The sequence below is a fragment of the Achromobacter sp. CF-sbj1-Ac2-l genome (assembly GCF_052698165.1).
The window spans coordinates 665801-681478 of sequence record NZ_CP199855.1; the positions used below are offsets into that span (position 1 = coordinate 665801).

The window sequence follows — 15678 nt, forward strand, 5'->3', positions numbered from 1 at the left end:
TCATCGGAATACGGCCCCAGCGGCCAGGAGTGAATCATGAATGCAGTGACCGAAACCGTCGACCTGCAGGCCGCCCCGCCTGCTCCCCTGGTGTTCACCGACTCGGCGGCCGCCAAGGTCAAGGACCTGCTGGCCGAGGAAGGCAACCCCGAGCTGAAGCTGCGCGTGTTCGTGCAGGGCGGCGGCTGTTCGGGTTTCCAGTACGGTTTCACCTTCGATGAAGTCGTCAACGAAGACGACACCGTGCTCGACAAGGCCGGCGTGCAACTGTTGGTCGACCCCATGAGCTTCCAGTACCTGGTCGGCGCCGAGATCGACTACAAGGAAGACCTGGAAGGCGCCCAGTTCGTCATCCGCAATCCCAACGCCAGCACCACCTGCGGCTGCGGTTCGTCGTTCTCGGTGTAAGCCTCGCGTCTTCGCGCCGGGATGACGGCGCGAACCGGGCGTCCGGCCGACAAAAAAAAGCCCTCCGGTTTTCCGAAGGGCTTTTTGCTGGGCGCGGGCCGCGTGTCAGGCGGGATATAGCGCGCCCAGGATACGCGGGCCGCGGGCGCCGGTGACACTGGGCAGACCGGCCGGCTGGCGCGCCAGGAAGGCCTGCGCCAGCCAGGCGAAGGCCAGCGCCTCGACCTGCTGCGCCGGGACGCCCAGTGCGTCGGTGGCATGCACCGGGCGCTGCAGGCAGTACGCCAATTCGCGCATCAGCCCCGGGTTGCAGGCGCCGCCGCCGCATACATAGAGTTCGCGCACGTCCGCGCCGGCGGCGTCGATGGCGTTGGCGACGGTGCGCGCCGTGAGACGCTGCAATGTCGCCTGCACATCCTGCGGCGCCGGCTTGGGACCGTCATAGGCCGCCAGCCGATCGTCCAGCCAGCGCATGTTGAAGAGGTCGCGGCCGGTCGATTTGGGCGGCGGCAGCGCGAACCAGGGTTCGCTCGCGATCAGTTGTTCCAGCAGCGGCGCCAGCACCTGCCCGCTGGCGGCCCAGCGGCCGTCGGCATCGTAGGGCCGGCCCAGGTGCCGCTGGCACCAGCCGTCCAGGAACACGTTGGCCGGGCCGGTGTCGAAGCCGCGCGGCGCCTGGCCGGGCGCCAGCAGCGTGACGTTGGCGATGCCGCCCAGGTTGAGCACCGCGCGGCCTTGCGGCGCGCCGAACACGGCCGCGTGAAAGGGCGGCACCAGCGGCGCGCCCTGGCCGCCAGCGGCCACGTCGCGGCTGCGGAAGTCGGCCACCACGTCGATGCCGGTCAGCTCCGCCAGCAGGGCGGGCGCGTTCAATTGCACGGTATAGCCGCTGTCGGGGCGGTGGCGCACCGTCTGGCCATGGGCGCCGATGGCGGCGATGTCCTGGGCCCGCAGGCCGGCGGTGGCCAGCAGGTTCACGCTTACCTGCGCATACAGGCGCGCCAGTTCGTTGGCGGCGAGCGCGGCGCGGGCCAGCTCGTCGTCGCCGGCCTGGTTCAACGCCAGGAATTCGGTGCGCAGCGCCGCCGGCATCGGCAGGCTCGCGCTGGCCAGCAACTGCGGTGGCTGGCCGTCGCGCAGGCGCGCCAGGACGCCGTCGACGCCGTCCACGCTGGTGCCGGACATCAGGCCGATGAAGTGCGGGGGTACGGTCATGTCGGGGCTGCCTGGAAAAAAAAGCGGCCCGGCATCGAGATGCGCGGGCCGCCTTGCGGGTGCGTCATGCAGGTCCGCCTCAGCGGCTGGCCACGTTGGTCAGCGCGTCGGGCAGGGTCTGCTGGAATTCGGTGAGCAGTTGGATCTGCTGCTTGTACGGCGCCACGGCCTGGTTGAAGGCGCGGATCTCGGCGGGCTCCAGGGCGCGGGCGACGGGCAGGTCGACCGACAACGGGTCGATCGGCTGGTTGTCGACGCGGAACTCGTAGTGCAGGTGCGGACCGGTGGCCCAGCCGGTGGCGCCGACGTAGCCGATCAGTTGGCCCTGCGAGATCTTGGTGCCCTTGGTGATGCCTTCGGCGATGCGGCTCTGGTGCGCGTACAGCGTCGAGTACTTGCCATGGTGCTTGATGATGACCACGTTGCCGTAGCCGTTCTGCCAGCCCGAGAACTCCACCGTGCCGTCGGCCGTGGAGTGGATCGGCGTGCCCGAGGGCGCGGCGTAGTCCACGCCCTTGTGGCCGGTCCAGGTCTTGTGGATCGGATGCATGCGCATGCCGAACGTCGAGCTGATGCGGCTGAACTTCAGGGCGGTGCGCAGGAAGGCGCCGCGCAGGCTGGTGCCGTCGAAGTCGTAGTACGAGCCGGTCTTGTTGTTGTCGGCGCTGAACCAGACGGCGGAGTAGGTCTTGCCGCCGTTGATGAACTCCAGGGCCAGCACGCGGCCGGCGCCGGCGTAGCGGCCGTCGTGCGAGCGCACTTCGTAGACCACGCGGAACTGGTCGCCCTGGCGCAGGTCGCGCAGGAAGTCGATCTTGGCGCTGAGGATGTCGGCCATCTGCATGGTGACCGAATCGGGGATGCCGGCGGCATCGGTGGCGCCGAACAGCGAGGAGCGGATCGTGCCCACGGCGACGCGGGTCTGGCGATCGGTGCTCTCGGTGATTTCCTCGGCCTTGTAGCCGTTGTCGGTGCGCGCCACGTGCAGCATGCGGGTGACGACCTGGCCGTCCGCTTCGTTGCCGGGGGTGTGGATGTAGCGCAGCCAGATCAGGTTGCCTTCCGCGTCGGTCGCGGCCTGCACCGAACGGCCCGGGTACAGCTTGTAGATGCTGCGCGCGCTGCCGTCGTGGGTGAGGAAGGTCTGCAGGTCCGGGGAATCCAGTTCCAGGCGCTGCAGCACGGCGGCCAGCGTGTCGCCCGCGCGGATGCGGGTTTCGCTGATGTAGGGCGCGGCGCTGGGCGTGCTGACTTCGACCTGGTCGGTGGTCAGCGGCAGGATGCTCTGGATGACGCGGGTGGGGGGGATTTCGCTGCGGTCGGGTTGCTGCACCATGCCCAAGGCGGCGGCGCCAGCAAACAGACCCATGGCGGTGACGAGGAGAGTGCGGCGGAAAAGGCCCGAGCGATGGGGCTTGGGTTCGACGGGCGCAAACACGGCAGCAACTTTGCGCTTGATGCTACTCGCCAGGTCGTGGAGGCCACGATTCATCGTGAAGATACCCTCTCAGGTGGCATGAGCTCGCAGGGTGCGTGACACGAACGGCCCCCGCGCGCCACGTTTTCCGGGGCAAGGGCTGGCGCGGGGCGCATCTTGTGAACAACGGGTGGTAACCGGACGCGCAACTGCGTATATATGACAGTTGCGTATGATTAGGGCGGTATCCTAGCTGATTCGGCTAGAATTTTCGATAGTTTTCGTCACTTTTTACACCTTTTTATCGGCTGAAGCCGTCGCGGCCCCCCTAAAAATGTCACCTTCAGAAGCCCCCATCACCCCCGAAGTCGAAGCCGATCTGCGTATTGCCAAGCGCGGATGCGATGAGCTGCTGGTCGAGTCCGAATTCGCCCGCAAGCTGGCCCGCAGCCGCGCCACCGGCGTGCCGCTGCGGATCAAGCTGGGGCTGGACCCGACCGCGCCGGACATCCATCTGGGGCACACCGTAGTGCTCAACAAGATGCGCCAGTTGCAGGACCTGGGCCACGAGGTCATCTTCCTGATCGGCGACTTCACTTCGACCATCGGCGACCCCAGCGGCCGCAACAGCACCCGCCCGCCGCTGACGCGCGAGCAGATCGAGGCCAACGCCAAGACCTACTATGCGCAGGCCAGCCTGGTGCTGGATCCGGCCCGCACCGAGATCCGTTACAACTCCGAGTGGTGCGACCCGCTGGGCGCGCGCGGCATGATCCAGTTGGCGTCGCGCTATACCGTGGCGCGCATGATGGAACGCGAGGATTTCACCAAGCGCTTCAAGGGCGGCATCCCGATCTCGGTGCATGAATTCCTGTACCCGCTGATGCAGGGGTACGACTCGGTGGCGCTGAAGTCCGATCTGGAGCTGGGGGGCACCGATCAGAAGTTCAACCTGCTGGTCGGCCGCGAACTGCAGAAGGAGTATGGACAGGAGCCGCAGTGCATCCTGACGATGCCGCTGCTGGTCGGCACCGACGGCGTCGAGAAGATGTCCAAGTCCAAGGGCAACTACATCGGCATTTCGGAGTCGCCCGATTCGATGTTCGGCAAGCTGATGTCGATTTCCGACACGCTGATGTGGCGTTACTTCGAGTTGCTGTCGTTCCGCTCGCTGGAAGACATCGCCGCGCTGCGCCAGGAGATCGACGGCGGCCGCAATCCGCGCGACGCCAAAGTCATGCTGGCCCAGGAAATCATCGCCCGTTTCCACTCGGCCAAGGCGGCCGACGACGCGCTGGCCGCGTTCGAGGCGCGTTTCCGCGACGGCGCGATTCCGGAAGACATGCCCGAAGTCAGCATCGGCGGCGCGCCGGTCGGCATCCTCAAGCTGCTGCGCGAGGCCGGGCTGGTGGCATCGGGTTCCGAAGCCCAGCGTAACGTCGAGCAGGGCGGGGTGCGCGTCAATGGCGACCGGGTCGAAGACAAATCGTTGCAACTGCCTGCGGGGACTTACGTCGTCCAGGTGGGCAAGCGCAAGTTCGCGCGTGTTAAGTTGAACCCATAATCGCGAAGATTTTGATACGCTGGAGGGACGTTCAAGGCTGGGATGCCTTCGCAGCACTTCAAGGAGCACGACATGAAACTTTCGAGTTTGTCTTTTTCCGATCACGAGTCGATTCCGGAGCGCTACGCCTTCGGCAAGATCGATGCGCAATCGCACGTCGCGCTGGCTGACAACTACAACCCGCAGTTTTCCTGGGACGACGTCCCGGCGGGTACGCAGTCGTTCGCCTTGATCTGCCACGATCCGGACGTTCCCTCCAAGCCCGACGACGTCAACCAGGAGGGACGCGAAGTCCCCGCCGACCTGCCGCGCGTGGATTTCTTCCACTGGGTGCTGGTCGACCTGGCGGCCGACATGCGCGAAATCGACGAAGGCGCCTTTTCCAGCGGCATCACGCCGCGCGGCAAGGGCGGCCCGCTGGCGCCGCTGGATGCCCGCCAGGGCATCAACTCTTACTCGTCCTGGTTCGCCAACGACCACGACATGAGCGGCGACTATTTCGGCTATGACGGCCCGTGCCCGCCCTGGAACGACGCGCTGGTGCACCGTTATGTGTTCACGCTGTACGCGCTGGACGTCCACACGCTGAACCTGCAGGGTGCGTTCACCGGCGAGGACGCGCTGCGCGCCATCCAGAAGCACGTGCTGGCGCAGGCGTCGCTGACGGGCACCTATACGCTCAACCCGAAGCTGGCGCCCAAGCAGATCGGGGCGACCTCGGCGTCCTGATTGGCGCGATCAGCAAAAAGGGCCGCATCAATGCGGCCCTTTTTTATTTCCGAGATGTCCGTCGGATGCGCCGCGCCCTCAGACGCCGGCGCGTTTCAGGCGCAACAATGCCACGCCGAAGGCGACGAACACCGAACCCACGGCTCGGTTGATCCAGCGCACCGCGCGCGGCTGCTGGAACAGGCGGCGGGCGCGGCGCGCCAGCAGGCCGTAGGCCAGCAGCGAGGGCAGCGACAGGCCCATGAAGATGCCGGTCAGGATGAAGAACTGCGGCAGCAGCGGTTCGGCCGCGTTCAGGAACTGCGGGAACAGCGCGGTGAAGAACAGGATGGGCTTGGGATTCAGGCCGGCGACGAAAGTCGCTTCGAGGTACAGCGCCAGCGCGCCGCGCGGCGGGCGGCCGGCGCTGTCGGGCGCCGGCGCGGCCACGCTGCTGCGGCCCAGCAGATGGCGCATGCCCAGGTAGATCAGGTAGGCGGCGCCCGCGACCTTGAGGGCGGCGAACAGCAGGGCGGACGATTGCAGCACCACGCCCAGGCCCAGCATGGCGGCGGCGGAGAGCAGGAACAGGCCGGTGACGTTGCCCAGCGACGACGGCAGCACCGCGCGCAGGCCGCCGGCCGCGCCGTTGCGCATGGCCAGGATGCTGGCGGGGCCGGGGGTGACGACGCTGACGGCGGCGACCAGGGTGTACGCGACCAAAGTCTGGGTTTGCATGAAAGTTTCTCAAGTCGGGTTGAGTGCGTTTTCCAGCCGAGGAGGAATGCCGGAAATTTCGCGCCCTTGGCGGGAATTTTGCCGCCATTCGGGGCATTTTGGCGACAGGGGAAGCGGCGCGACGCGGTAAACTATCCGTCATTATCCGGGTTTACCCACCCGGGCGCAGTTTCCTCCTCTCTTACCGCCTCAGGAACCCCCCGTCATGTTTGACCGCAACCTCACCCTCTCCAAGGCTGACCCGGATGTCTGGGCCGCCATCCAGAAGGAAGACGTTCGCCAGGAACAGCACATCGAGCTGATCGCTTCGGAGAACTACGCCAGCCCGGCCGTCATGGAAGCCCAGGGCACGCAGCTCACGAACAAGTACGCCGAAGGCTACCCGGGCAAGCGCTACTACGGCGGTTGCGAATACGTCGACGTGGTCGAGCAACTGGCCATCGACCGCCTGAAGCAGATCTTCGGCGCCGAAGCCGCCAACGTGCAGCCCAACTCGGGTTCGCAGGCCAACCAGGGCGTGTACATGGCCGTCCTGAAGCCGGGCGACACCGTGCTGGGCATGAGCCTGGCCGAAGGCGGCCACCTGACGCACGGCGCGTCGGTCAACGCCTCGGGCAAGCTGTACAACTTCATCTCGTACGGCCTGGACGAAAACGAAGTCCTGAACTACGCCCAGGTCGAGCAGTTGGCCAAGGAACACAAGCCCAAGCTGATCGTCGCCGGCGCCTCGGCCTACGCCCTGCACATCGACTTCGAGCGTATGGCCCGCATCGCCCACGACAACGGCGCGCTGTTCATGGTCGACATCGCCCACTACGCCGGCCTGGTGGCCGGTGGCGCCTACCCCAACCCGGTGCCGCACGCCGACTTCGTCACCTCGACCACGCACAAGTCGCTGCGCGGCCCGCGCGGCGGCGTCATCATGATGAAGGCCGAGTTCGAAAAGGCCGTCAATTCGGCCATCTTCCCCGGCATCCAGGGCGGTCCGCTGATGCACGTCATCGCCGGCAAGGCCGTGGCCTTCAAGGAAGCGCTGGAACCCGAATTCAAGACCTACGCGCAGCAAGTGGTCAAGAACGCCAAGGTGCTGGCCGACACGCTGGTCAAGCGCGGCCTGCGCATCGTTTCGGGCCGCACCGAAAGCCACGTCATGCTGGTGGACCTGCGCTCCAAGGGCATCACGGGCAAGGAAGCCGAAGCGGTGCTGGGCCAGGCCCACATCACGGTCAACAAGAATGCCATCCCAAATGATCCGGAAAAGCCCTTCGTGACCAGCGGCATCCGCCTGGGCACCCCGGCCATGACGACCCGCGGCTTCACCGAAGCCGAGGCCGAGCTGACCGCCAACCTGATCGCCGACGTGCTGGACAACCCGCGCGACGAGGCCAACATCGCCGCCGTGCGCGCCAAGGTCAACGAACTGACCTCGCGCCTGCCGGTGTACGGCAAGAAGTAATGCGACGGCGGATCTTTTCCGCCCGTGGCTGACAAGGACGGCTCCGCGAGGGGCCGTCCTTTTGTTTTCAGGCCAATGGCGCTTGCGCGCCGGCGGTCATCGTGGCAAAAATAATAGGGACGAATTTGTCATAGTCGACGCGGACAGACTGTCGCATCGTTACAATATCGGCGAATTATTGCTTTCCGTGTTTTCAGGGATCACACATGCGGTGTCCATTTTGCGGCAACTCCGAAACGCAGGTCGTCGACAGCCGTGTCTCGGAAGAGGGCGACGCGATCCGCCGCCGGCGCCGTTGCCAGTCCTGTGACAAGCGCTTCACCACTTATGAGCGGGTGGAGCTGGCGCTGCCTTCCGTGGTCAAGCGCAATGGCAGCCGCAGCGACTACGATCCCGCCAAGCTGCGCGCCAGCCTGAGCCTGGCGCTGCGCAAGCGCCCGGTCAGCACCGAGGACGTGGACGCGGCCGTGGCCCGCATCGAGGAACAACTGCTGGCCAGCGGCCTGCGCGAAGTGGCTTCCGGGCACATCGGCGAGCTGGTCATGAACGAGCTGCGCAAGCTCGACAAGGTGGCCTACGTGCGCTTCGCCTCGGTCTACAAGAGCTTCGAGGACATCGGCGAGTTCGTCGAGGCGATCCGCGAGATGCAGGGGCCGGTGCTGCCCGGCAAGTTGCGCAAGGAATGACGCCGTCGCGCGGGTCGGCCTGTCGCAGCGCGGCTTGTCGCGGCCCGGCCTGACGCGGCCCGGCCTGACGCAGCCGACCCCGACGCGGCCTGGCCCGTAGGCGGCCTGACCCGTAGGCGGCCGCCGTGGCGCTACCGGCGCCCTGCCGTCCGGCGCGCGCTATGGCGCCACCGTCCGCGCCATGCTGGGCGTCTGCGGCTGGAACCGGCGCCACACGCGGCGCAGGTGCTGGGCCGAGCCGAAGCCCGATTTCTCCGCCACCAGCTCCAGGTTCAAGCGCGTTTCGCGCAGCATGTCGCGCGCCAGCGCCACGCGTATCTGATACAGGTAGTCCATGGGCGTGCAGCCTGCGTGCTCGCGGAACAGCCGCGTCAGGTGGCGCGGGCTGGTGTGGGCCTGTTCGGCCAGCGACTGCGCCGACCACGGCGCCGCCGGGTTGCGCACCACCGCGTCCTGCACGCGGTGCACGCCCGGATGCATGTGGTTGCGGTGTTCAAGCCAGGGCGACAGCGCCGAGTCGGTGCCGGCGCGGCGCTGGTACACCACCATGTCGCGCGCCACTTCGCTGGCCACGCGCGGGCCGCAATGGCGCGACACCATGTGCAGCGCCAGGTCGATGCCGGCGGTGATGCCGGCGCTGCTGACCAGGTTGCCGTCCTCCACGAAGATGCGGTTGTCGTGCACCCGGGCGCTGGGATCCAGGTCGGCCAGTTGCGCCAGGCAGCTATGGTGGGTAGTGCATTCGCGTTGACGCGTCAGGCCGGCCGCCGCGGCGAACAGGGCGCCGGCGCAGACCGTCATCAGCGTGAAGCCGTCGGCCGGATGGCGCTGCGCCAGCCAGTCGATGATCAGACGGGCCTCGGGCTCATCCAGGCGGATGTGCTTGCCGACCACGCCGGACACGATCACCAGCGCCTCGGGCGGCAGTTTCTCGGGCAGCGGCTGGATCCGGGCCAGGTGCAGGCCGGGAATGCCGCTTTCGACTTCGGTGGACGGGCCGCAGAAATGCTGGGCGAAGGCGTCCGGGCACAGCTTGTTGGCGACCCGGAACGCCTCGGCCGGCCCGGCCACGTCGAGCAGCACGATTCCCCGGGGCAGGACGAAGTGCACGGGAATCATGGCCATGCCGTCCTATTGCGCGTCGGCGAAGACGTCGGCGGCGCGGGCGATGCGGGCGAAGCGGCCCTGTAGCACCAGTTCGGTTGCGTCGCGGATCTCGGCCGGCGTGTAGTGCTTGCCCGACGGACTCTGCATCGCGAAGGTCAGCGTGGCGTCGGTCGGGAACACCACCTTGAAGCCGTCATCGCTGGCGTGGCGCGTGGTGGTCTCGCAGCACTGTTCGGTGCGGATGCCGCTGACGATGATGCCTTCGATGGCGTGCTTGCGCAGCCAGTCCCGCAGCGTGGCGCCGTCGGCGTCCTTGGCGTAGAGCGAGGAATGCACGGTCTTGTGGAACACGGCGTCGGGGGCGATGCGCAGTTCCTTGAGCGTCTTGACGTGGCCGGAAGCCAGCGAGAACGGGTTGGCCGGGTCGTTGGCGGCGCTGATATGGAACACCTGCAGCACCGGGATGTCGCGGGCGCGGGCGGCATCGATCAGGCCCTGCAGTTGCGAGACGAATGCCGGGTATTCCGATTCGTCCCAAAACGGACGCTGGCGGAAGGAATCCTGGACGTCGATGACGATCAATGCTTGTTTCATGGCGGCGGGCTCCGTGCCGTGGGATTTCGGGAGGTACGTGGCGTATTGTGGTCCTGCCCCGGCTCCCGGGCGAGGCCGTCCCGAGACCAGCATCGGCCCAAAACGGACATGGCTTTCGGGTCGCTTGAATCATCATAGCGCGCCGGCCCGGGACGGCGGGCGTGGCGTGCCGGCGATCCGCCGCGGACATACAATCGCTGCATGATGAAGAACCCCAGCGAATCCGACGACCTGTCCTGGATGCGGCGCGCCCTGGCCCTGGCGCAGACCGTCATGTACTCGACCGCGCCCAACCCTCGGGTGGGCTGCGTCATCGTGCGTGACGGCCGGGTGCTGGGCGAAGGCGCGACCCAGCCGCCCGGCGGCCCGCACGCGGAAGTCTGCGCCCTGCGCGATGCCCAGGCGCGCGGCGAATCGGTGGCGGGGGCCACCGTCTATGTCACGCTGGAGCCGTGCAGCCATTTCGGCCGCACGCCGCCGTGCGTCGACGCGCTGCTGGCGGCTGCGCCGGCGCGCGTGGTGGTGGCGATCGGCGATCCCAATCCGCTGGTCAACGGCAAGGGGCTGGCGCGGCTGCGCGAGGCCGGCATCGCCGTCACCACCGGCATTTGCCGCGAAGAGGCGCTGGCCCTGAATGCCGGTTTCATCTCGCGCATGAGCCGCGGGTTGCCCTGGGCCTGGCTCAAGATGGCGACGTCGCTGGACGGCCGCAGCGCGTTGCACAACGGCCTGTCGCAATGGATCACCGGGCCCGAGGCGCGCGCCGACGGCCATCACTGGCGCGCCCGTAGTTGCGTGGTGCTGACCGGCATCGGCACCGTGCTCAAGGATGATCCGCAACTGACCGTGCGCAGCGTCCAGACGCCGCGCCAGCCGCGCCGGGCGGTGGTCGACGGCCGTTTCGAGATTCCCGAGGACGCGCGGCTGTTCGACGGCGGCGAGGTCATCGTGTTCACGGCCCGCGCCGACGCCGCCAAGCAGGCGCGGCTGGAGGCCCGCAACGTGCGGGTGGTGGCGCTGCCCGACGAGACGCCCGACCGGGTCGACCTGCCGGCGATGATGCGCTGGCTGGCCGCGCAGCAGTTCAACGAAGTCCACGTCGAAGCCGGCGCCGGCCTGAGCGGCGCGCTGGTCGCGGCCGGCTGCGTCGATGAGCTGCTTATCTATATGGCGCCGATGCTGCTGGGCGACGCCGCCGGCGTGGTCAAGCTGCCCATGCTGGAAAGGTTGGACGCCGCCCCGCGCTACGAATTCATCGAGGCGGAGCGGGTGGCGGCCGATCTGCGTGTGCGGGCGCGGGTACCCGAGCATTGGCGCGGTCTGCTGCGAAGGGTCGAACTGCCCGCCGCCGGGTAGCCCTGGGGCGCGTCGATATTCAAAGGCCGTTCTGGCGCCGCCTGTCGCCGCCCGTCGGGGTGCCATTGCGCCAGGCCCACAGCCCGGCGCCGAGCGCCGCCAGCGCCAGCAGGCCGCCCGCGATCAGGAGGCCCGGATGCTGCTTGCGGACACGTTCCCAGGCCTTCCAGGCCTGGATGTAGTGAAAGCGCGAGGCCGAGTGGAAGTCCGGTTCGGGGCATTCGCGGCCGAAGGTGTCGCTGAAGGGCACCTGGGCGCCCTGGTCCACATAGCGCAGGTAGATGGCGGTGGCACGCTCCGGCGTGTCATCGATCACGTAGCGGGCGCCTCGGCAAAGCGTGGCCGCGAAGGCCTGCGAGCGCGTGGGCAGTTCGTCGGCGGCCTTCATCGCGTAGTCGGCGGCGATCTGGCGGTAGTGATAGCGCACGTTGGGCCGCGCCTCGCTGGCCGCGTAGCGTGCGCGTTCCTCCTGCGTCACGTAGGGGCCCGGCAGATCCGCCTCGGCACGCTGCCGCGGCGTTTCCATCGGCACATCGGTATCGGCGCGGGGCTCGCGCCACCAGGGGTTGGCATCGCGGCCGGCGCCGGCGGAATAGTTGCCTGCATAGACGGCGTAGTCGGGGCCCTGTTCGTAGCCCATGATGCGCATGCCGTCGCGGCGCGCCAGGGTGGCGGCGGTGTACCAGGCCTCGGCGCGGGAGGTGCGGCCCCAGGCGTTGCCCGCGGCCCGCAGCGCTTCGCCGTATTGCGCGGCGCGCTGGCGGACATCGGATTCCCGGATCGTCCAGTTGCCATCGGCATAGTCGAGCGTGGCGAAGCGGGGATCGGAGTCCGCGGGGAAGTAGGGCAGGGCCTCGGCCACCCGGTTTTCGCGCACCAGCCGCCGTGCCAGCAACTGGCGCAGGCGGTCGTGCACGGGCGGCTGGTTCAGCCGGCTCCATTCGTAGAACTGGTCGGTCGTGTAGCGGCTGAAGCCCGGCGGCCGCGATGGCGCGGGCGGGGGCGGCGGCAGCCGGTCGACATAGGCCTTGAGCTCATCGGTCGTCAGCACGCGTTCGGCCACGTAGGCCGCGTCGTTCCAATAGGGCGAGAGCGGCCAGCCCTCTTCCGGCGGCGGGGCGCCATCGCCGGCCGCCGCGGCCCGGTACAACTGGTCCAGGGCTTCGACGTATTGGCCGCGCGACAGCGACAGCACGCCCTGTTCGCCTTTGAGCAGGGCGCCGGCCTCCGCCTCGACGCTGCCGTCGCCGCGCGGAAATGCGTCGACCGCGCGGGCGTAGGCCTGGGCGGCCAGTTCGTTGTCGCCGCGCCGGATCGCCAGCTTGGCGCGCACCCACCAGGCCAGCGCCGTGTCGAGCCGGGAGGCCAGGGCTTGCGCCAGGTCGTAGCGGCCGACGCGGTAGGCCAGCGCCGCGACCCGGTCGGCGTTGTCGATCCGTCGCGGGTCTTGTGTCTGCAGCGCGGCCACCAGCGATTGCAGCGCGGGGTTGGGCGTGACGTTGGGCGTGCCGTCGGCGGCGTCGGCCAGGCTCAGGCGGCCGGTCGCCTCGAAGTTGGCGAAGGGGTCGCGCGCGCTGTCCGGTTTGCCGTCGACGATGTCGCCCAGTCGGGCCAGACCGTACGCCACCAGCAGGCGCTGGCCGACCGGGTCCTCGATCAGGCGGATGGCGCGCGTCGGCGCGGCCAGCGCCCAGTCGGCCATCAGGCGCAACGATTCGCGGCCGCTGACTGAACCGCGCGCGGCCTGGGCGGCATACAGGCGCACGGCCTGCTGCAAGTCGCGCGGCGCGATCGCATCCATGCAGGGCGAGGCGTTGAACAGGTCTTCGTAGGCGCATTGGCCGAGGCTGCCGGACAATGACAGGCGCGCTTCCTGGCCGTAGCTGGCGACGGCCAGGCCCAGGGGGTCGGGCGCGCCTTGCCGCGCCAGTTCGCGCACCCGGGCATAGGCCTGCGCCGGGTGATCCGTCGCCGGCGTGGTTCCGATGTCCCCGATTTCGGCCAGCAGATAGGCCGCCCAGACGCGGCGGGTCGCGGCCTGCTCCGCTGGCAGCGCCAGGATGGCCAGCAGGCGCTGGCGCGCGCGTTCCAGGCGCGGTTCATCCGGCGCATGGGCGGCGCTGCGGTAGTCCACCGCGGCGGCGGCGTAGAGCCGCGCGGCTTCCGGCAGGCCTGCGCCGGCGGCATAGGCCTGGTCGCCGTCGGGACGGGCGCGCATCGCCCGCGCCTGTTCCCGTTGTGCCGGCGTCAACGCCGTGTCGAACGCTTCAGGAATGGCGTTGGAGCGGTAGCTGCCGTCCGGCAGCAAGGGTGATTCGTTGGCCCGCAGTGTGTCCGTGGCCGGCAGCAGCCGCGCCGCCTCGTACGCGAACGAGTTGGCGGGCGTGCCTTGCAGCGTGCCGGCGCGGTCGTCCAGCAATTGTGGCGGGAAGTCCGGGCCGCAGGCGATGACGATGCCGGCGCCGGCGGCGCAGGCCAGCAGCAGCGCGGCGGCAAGCGATTTACGGTTGTACATGGAAGCTCGGGGTTGCGGAGTCACAGCGGATCCATCCAATGGCGCGTTCGGCGCCGGCGCGCAGCAGTCCGTCCTGCGCGCGGCGAAGATAGCTGCCCTCGCGGTCGTATTCAAGGGTGTAGCCGTTGATGCCGTCGGCGGCGTTGCAAGTGGCGTCGAGCCGCACGGTAAACGGGAGCGCGGTGTCGGCGTTGCCGCGGTTGGCCAGGCGCACGTCGCGCGCGCCGCCGGCGGCGGGCGCGGCGGCGGTCACTTCGAGCTGCGGCGTCAGCGGCTGGCGCGCCAGCACGGCGCGCCAGGTCGGCAGGCTCCAGGCTCGCGTGTCGGCCTGGGTCGGCAGGCGGAACCAGACGATGCCGCTCAGTCCCGCCGGGCGATCGCGGTCGAGCGTCGCGACGAAGGCCCCCATCGCGTCGGGCGTGACCAGCAGTTCGGCCGAACGGCCGCCCGGCATCAACGCCGGGCGTTCGCTTTCGACCGCGGCGATCCTGCCACGTTCGTCCCAGGCGACGCGGCTGCCATAGGAAGGCAGCGCCACGCGCCAGGGTTTGTCGGCATGGCGGGCGTAGGCATCGAGCCAGGCGCGGGCTCGCCTGGCGTCGAACAGGCCTTGCGTGGGGTTCTGCACGGCATGGACCTGCAGCACGGTTTCGTCCGGCACCGCCAGCAATGCGGGCAGCGCGGGACTGTCAAGCCAGGTCGGCAGGGCGGTGATCGATAACGGCAGGCTGGCGCCGAGGCGGGTCTTGAGCTTCGCCAGCAAGGCGGCATAGTCCGGCAGCTTCGACGTGGCGCAGTCGTAATCGATTTCCAGGCCAGCCAGCGTGACGCCGGCCCGGCCCCATGCCGCCAGCGCGGCGGCGGCGCGATCGGCGATGTCGGCGGCGGGCAAGTCGTTGACGCGGCCATCCAGCCGCAACACCAGCACCACGGGTCGTTGTGACGCGGCCAGCGCGGCCAGATCGGGCGCCGCGTCGAACCAGGCGCCGTCGGCGCGCAGTCCGGCCGCCAGCACTCGCCATGACCGCACCGCATCCGCGCCCTCGGCCAGCGCGCTGACCAGCGCCGGCGTCCATTGCCGTTGCCAGACATAGGCGTCGTTGGGCAGGGGTGGGACGGCGCGTTCACACGCGGCCAGCAATAGCACGCCGCACACAGCCGCCAGACGCCGCCAGCGCATCGGCGCGCGGACGATGCGGAGCCCTTGCATGAGGGGGCGCGGGCGGGGCGGCATGATGGGATCGAAAGCGTTTTAAGGCAGTGTCGTGCGCGGTTTCGCGGATGCGTGATTCTATCCTTGACGCCGCTAGGGGTATTAGCACTCTCGATGCCTGGCTGCCAACCCACCGCGTGATAGCCGCGGACCATCGGCCGCATAGCGTTTGCCCGCGCGGTTCGTGGCGGGATGGCAGCAAGTTTGGGAGCGATTCTTGCGTGTCTGTCTCGAAGCATCCCACAGCTTTTTTTACCGCGTGAGCACAAATGAATTGCCACAAAACCGTCAATTCGGCTTAAGCTAGGTCATGACTTGGCGCTACGCGCGCATGGCTTGCTCCATAACCCGCCACGCGCCCTCGTCACCACGGATTCCAGTGTCGCGTACCGGCGCTTTTCACAAACCGGACCGATACGTCGCTGAACGCAGTCGCCTTGCGCCGTTCAGACCGTTCGCTGCCATCGCATAGCGGACGCACCGGCCTTGTGTGCCGGATCATAAGAATCCACCGGGATATCTCATCCCTTCAAATCATTGCTGACCATTTCGTACGTGGCTGCGTCATGCGCCCGTTCTACAGCGATATGCTGAAGGCGAACGAGTGAACTTATTCACGTTGGTTGCAATCCCTGACGGAACTTGTGTCTCAAGGGTGCAGCCTAAACGGAAGGGGCCCGATCGTGCTCATGGTCGATGTG

13 protein-coding genes are annotated in these 15678 nt (G+C 68.3%); 6 read left to right on the forward strand and 7 right to left on the reverse strand.

Annotated elements, in window-relative coordinates; genetic code table 11:
- The first annotated feature begins 36 nt into the window (after nt 1-36).
- Nucleotides 37-408, forward strand: a complete 372-nt coding sequence (erpA, locus tag ACUDCK_RS03060) for an iron-sulfur cluster insertion protein ErpA (protein WP_006388644.1) — start codon at nt 37-39, stop codon at nt 406-408.
- 105 nt (nt 409-513) lie between these two features.
- Here the strand turns inward: erpA and ACUDCK_RS03065 are convergent, their stop codons facing one another.
- The gene (locus ACUDCK_RS03065) at nt 514-1623 is read right to left on the reverse strand and encodes an anhydro-N-acetylmuramic acid kinase (protein ID WP_054503436.1); all 1110 of its coding nucleotides are present in this window, start codon (nt 1621-1623) and stop codon (nt 514-516) included.
- A 79-nt stretch (nt 1624-1702) separates the two neighbouring features.
- On the reverse strand, nt 1703-3115 hold the full coding sequence (locus ACUDCK_RS03070; protein ID WP_054503437.1) for a M23 family metallopeptidase: 1413 nt from the start codon (nt 3113-3115) through the stop codon (nt 1703-1705).
- 259 nt (nt 3116-3374) lie between these two features.
- On the opposite strand from ACUDCK_RS03070, the gene tyrS reads away from it, so the two are divergent.
- Both tyrS and ACUDCK_RS03080 read left to right on the forward strand, forming a co-directional pair.
- Nucleotides 3375-4604: a tyrosine--tRNA ligase gene (gene tyrS, locus ACUDCK_RS03075; RefSeq protein ID WP_049071178.1), complete on the forward strand. Its 1230-nt coding sequence runs from the start codon at nt 3375-3377 to the stop codon at nt 4602-4604.
- Between the two features lie 72 nt (nt 4605-4676).
- Nucleotides 4677-5333, forward strand: coding sequence for a YbhB/YbcL family Raf kinase inhibitor-like protein (locus ACUDCK_RS03080; RefSeq protein WP_054416409.1), 657 nt, complete (start codon nt 4677-4679; stop codon nt 5331-5333).
- Nucleotides 5334-5411: 78 nt separating this feature from the next.
- On the opposite strand, the gene ACUDCK_RS03085 is transcribed toward ACUDCK_RS03080, so the two are convergent.
- On the reverse strand, nt 5412-6050 hold the full coding sequence (locus tag ACUDCK_RS03085) for a LysE family translocator (protein ID WP_175168038.1): 639 nt from the start codon (nt 6048-6050) through the stop codon (nt 5412-5414).
- Between the two features lie 205 nt (nt 6051-6255).
- Between ACUDCK_RS03085 and glyA the strand changes: the two genes are divergently transcribed.
- On the forward strand, nt 6256-7506 hold the full coding sequence (glyA, locus tag ACUDCK_RS03090) for a serine hydroxymethyltransferase (protein WP_049071180.1): 1251 nt from the start codon (nt 6256-6258) through the stop codon (nt 7504-7506).
- Between the two features lie 206 nt (nt 7507-7712).
- Nucleotides 7713-8192 (forward strand): transcriptional regulator NrdR, encoded by a 480-nt coding sequence (gene nrdR / locus ACUDCK_RS03095; RefSeq protein WP_006392798.1) that lies wholly within the window; start codon nt 7713-7715, stop codon nt 8190-8192.
- A 159-nt stretch (nt 8193-8351) separates the two neighbouring features.
- Here nrdR and ACUDCK_RS03100 read toward each other — a convergent pair whose 3' ends face one another.
- Nucleotides 8352-9311 carry a GlxA family transcriptional regulator gene (locus ACUDCK_RS03100; RefSeq protein ID WP_116791547.1) on the reverse strand — a complete coding sequence of 320 codons (960 nt, stop codon included), beginning with the start codon at nt 9309-9311 and terminating at the stop codon, nt 8352-8354.
- A gap of 12 nt (nt 9312-9323) precedes the next feature.
- Nucleotides 9324-9893 carry a cysteine hydrolase family protein gene (locus ACUDCK_RS03105; protein ID WP_054503439.1) on the reverse strand — a complete coding sequence of 190 codons (570 nt, stop codon included), beginning with the start codon at nt 9891-9893 and terminating at the stop codon, nt 9324-9326.
- A 240-nt stretch (nt 9894-10133) separates the two neighbouring features.
- Here ACUDCK_RS03105 and ribD point away from each other — a divergent pair, with 240 nt between their 5' ends.
- A complete protein-coding gene (ribD, locus tag ACUDCK_RS03110; RefSeq protein ID WP_175168072.1) occupies nt 10134-11249 on the forward strand; it encodes a bifunctional diaminohydroxyphosphoribosylaminopyrimidine deaminase/5-amino-6-(5-phosphoribosylamino)uracil reductase RibD in 1116 nt (371 codons plus the stop codon).
- 19 nt (nt 11250-11268) lie between these two features.
- Here ribD and ACUDCK_RS03115 read toward each other — a convergent pair whose 3' ends face one another.
- Entirely contained in the window at nt 11269-13764 is a 2496-nt protein-coding gene (locus ACUDCK_RS03115) for a hypothetical protein (protein ID WP_175168039.1), read from the reverse strand.
- Nucleotides 13751-14974 carry a DUF3142 domain-containing protein gene (locus tag ACUDCK_RS03120; protein WP_244976951.1) on the reverse strand — a complete coding sequence of 408 codons (1224 nt, stop codon included), beginning with the start codon at nt 14972-14974 and terminating at the stop codon, nt 13751-13753. The genes ACUDCK_RS03115 and ACUDCK_RS03120 overlap by 14 nt, the downstream gene beginning before the upstream one ends.
- Nucleotides 14975-15678 lie beyond the last annotated feature (704 nt).

Excerpts from the sequence above, each read along its gene's own strand:
- erpA (WP_006388644.1), top strand. The coding sequence starts at position 37 with ATGAATGCAGTGACCGAAACCGTCGACCTGCAGGCCGCCCCGCCTGCT.
- ACUDCK_RS03065 (WP_054503436.1), bottom strand. The coding sequence starts at position 1,623 with ATGACCGTACCCCCGCACTTCATCGGCCTGATGTCCGGCACCAGCGTG.
- ACUDCK_RS03070 (WP_054503437.1), bottom strand. The coding sequence starts at position 3,115 with ATGAATCGTGGCCTCCACGACCTGGCGAGTAGCATCAAGCGCAAAGTT.
- tyrS (WP_049071178.1), top strand. The coding sequence starts at position 3,375 with ATGTCACCTTCAGAAGCCCCCATCACCCCCGAAGTCGAAGCCGATCTG.
- ACUDCK_RS03080 (WP_054416409.1), top strand. The coding sequence starts at position 4,677 with ATGAAACTTTCGAGTTTGTCTTTTTCCGATCACGAGTCGATTCCGGAG.
- ACUDCK_RS03085 (WP_175168038.1), bottom strand. The coding sequence starts at position 6,050 with ATGCAAACCCAGACTTTGGTCGCGTACACCCTGGTCGCCGCCGTCAGC.
- glyA (WP_049071180.1), top strand. The coding sequence starts at position 6,256 with ATGTTTGACCGCAACCTCACCCTCTCCAAGGCTGACCCGGATGTCTGG.
- nrdR (WP_006392798.1), top strand. The coding sequence starts at position 7,713 with ATGCGGTGTCCATTTTGCGGCAACTCCGAAACGCAGGTCGTCGACAGC.
- ACUDCK_RS03100 (WP_116791547.1), bottom strand. The coding sequence starts at position 9,311 with ATGATTCCCGTGCACTTCGTCCTGCCCCGGGGAATCGTGCTGCTCGAC.
- ACUDCK_RS03105 (WP_054503439.1), bottom strand. The coding sequence starts at position 9,893 with ATGAAACAAGCATTGATCGTCATCGACGTCCAGGATTCCTTCCGCCAG.
- ribD (WP_175168072.1), top strand. The coding sequence starts at position 10,134 with ATGCGGCGCGCCCTGGCCCTGGCGCAGACCGTCATGTACTCGACCGCG.
- ACUDCK_RS03115 (WP_175168039.1), bottom strand. The coding sequence starts at position 13,764 with ATGTACAACCGTAAATCGCTTGCCGCCGCGCTGCTGCTGGCCTGCGCC.
- ACUDCK_RS03120 (WP_244976951.1), bottom strand. The coding sequence starts at position 14,974 with ATGCAAGGGCTCCGCATCGTCCGCGCGCCGATGCGCTGGCGGCGTCTG.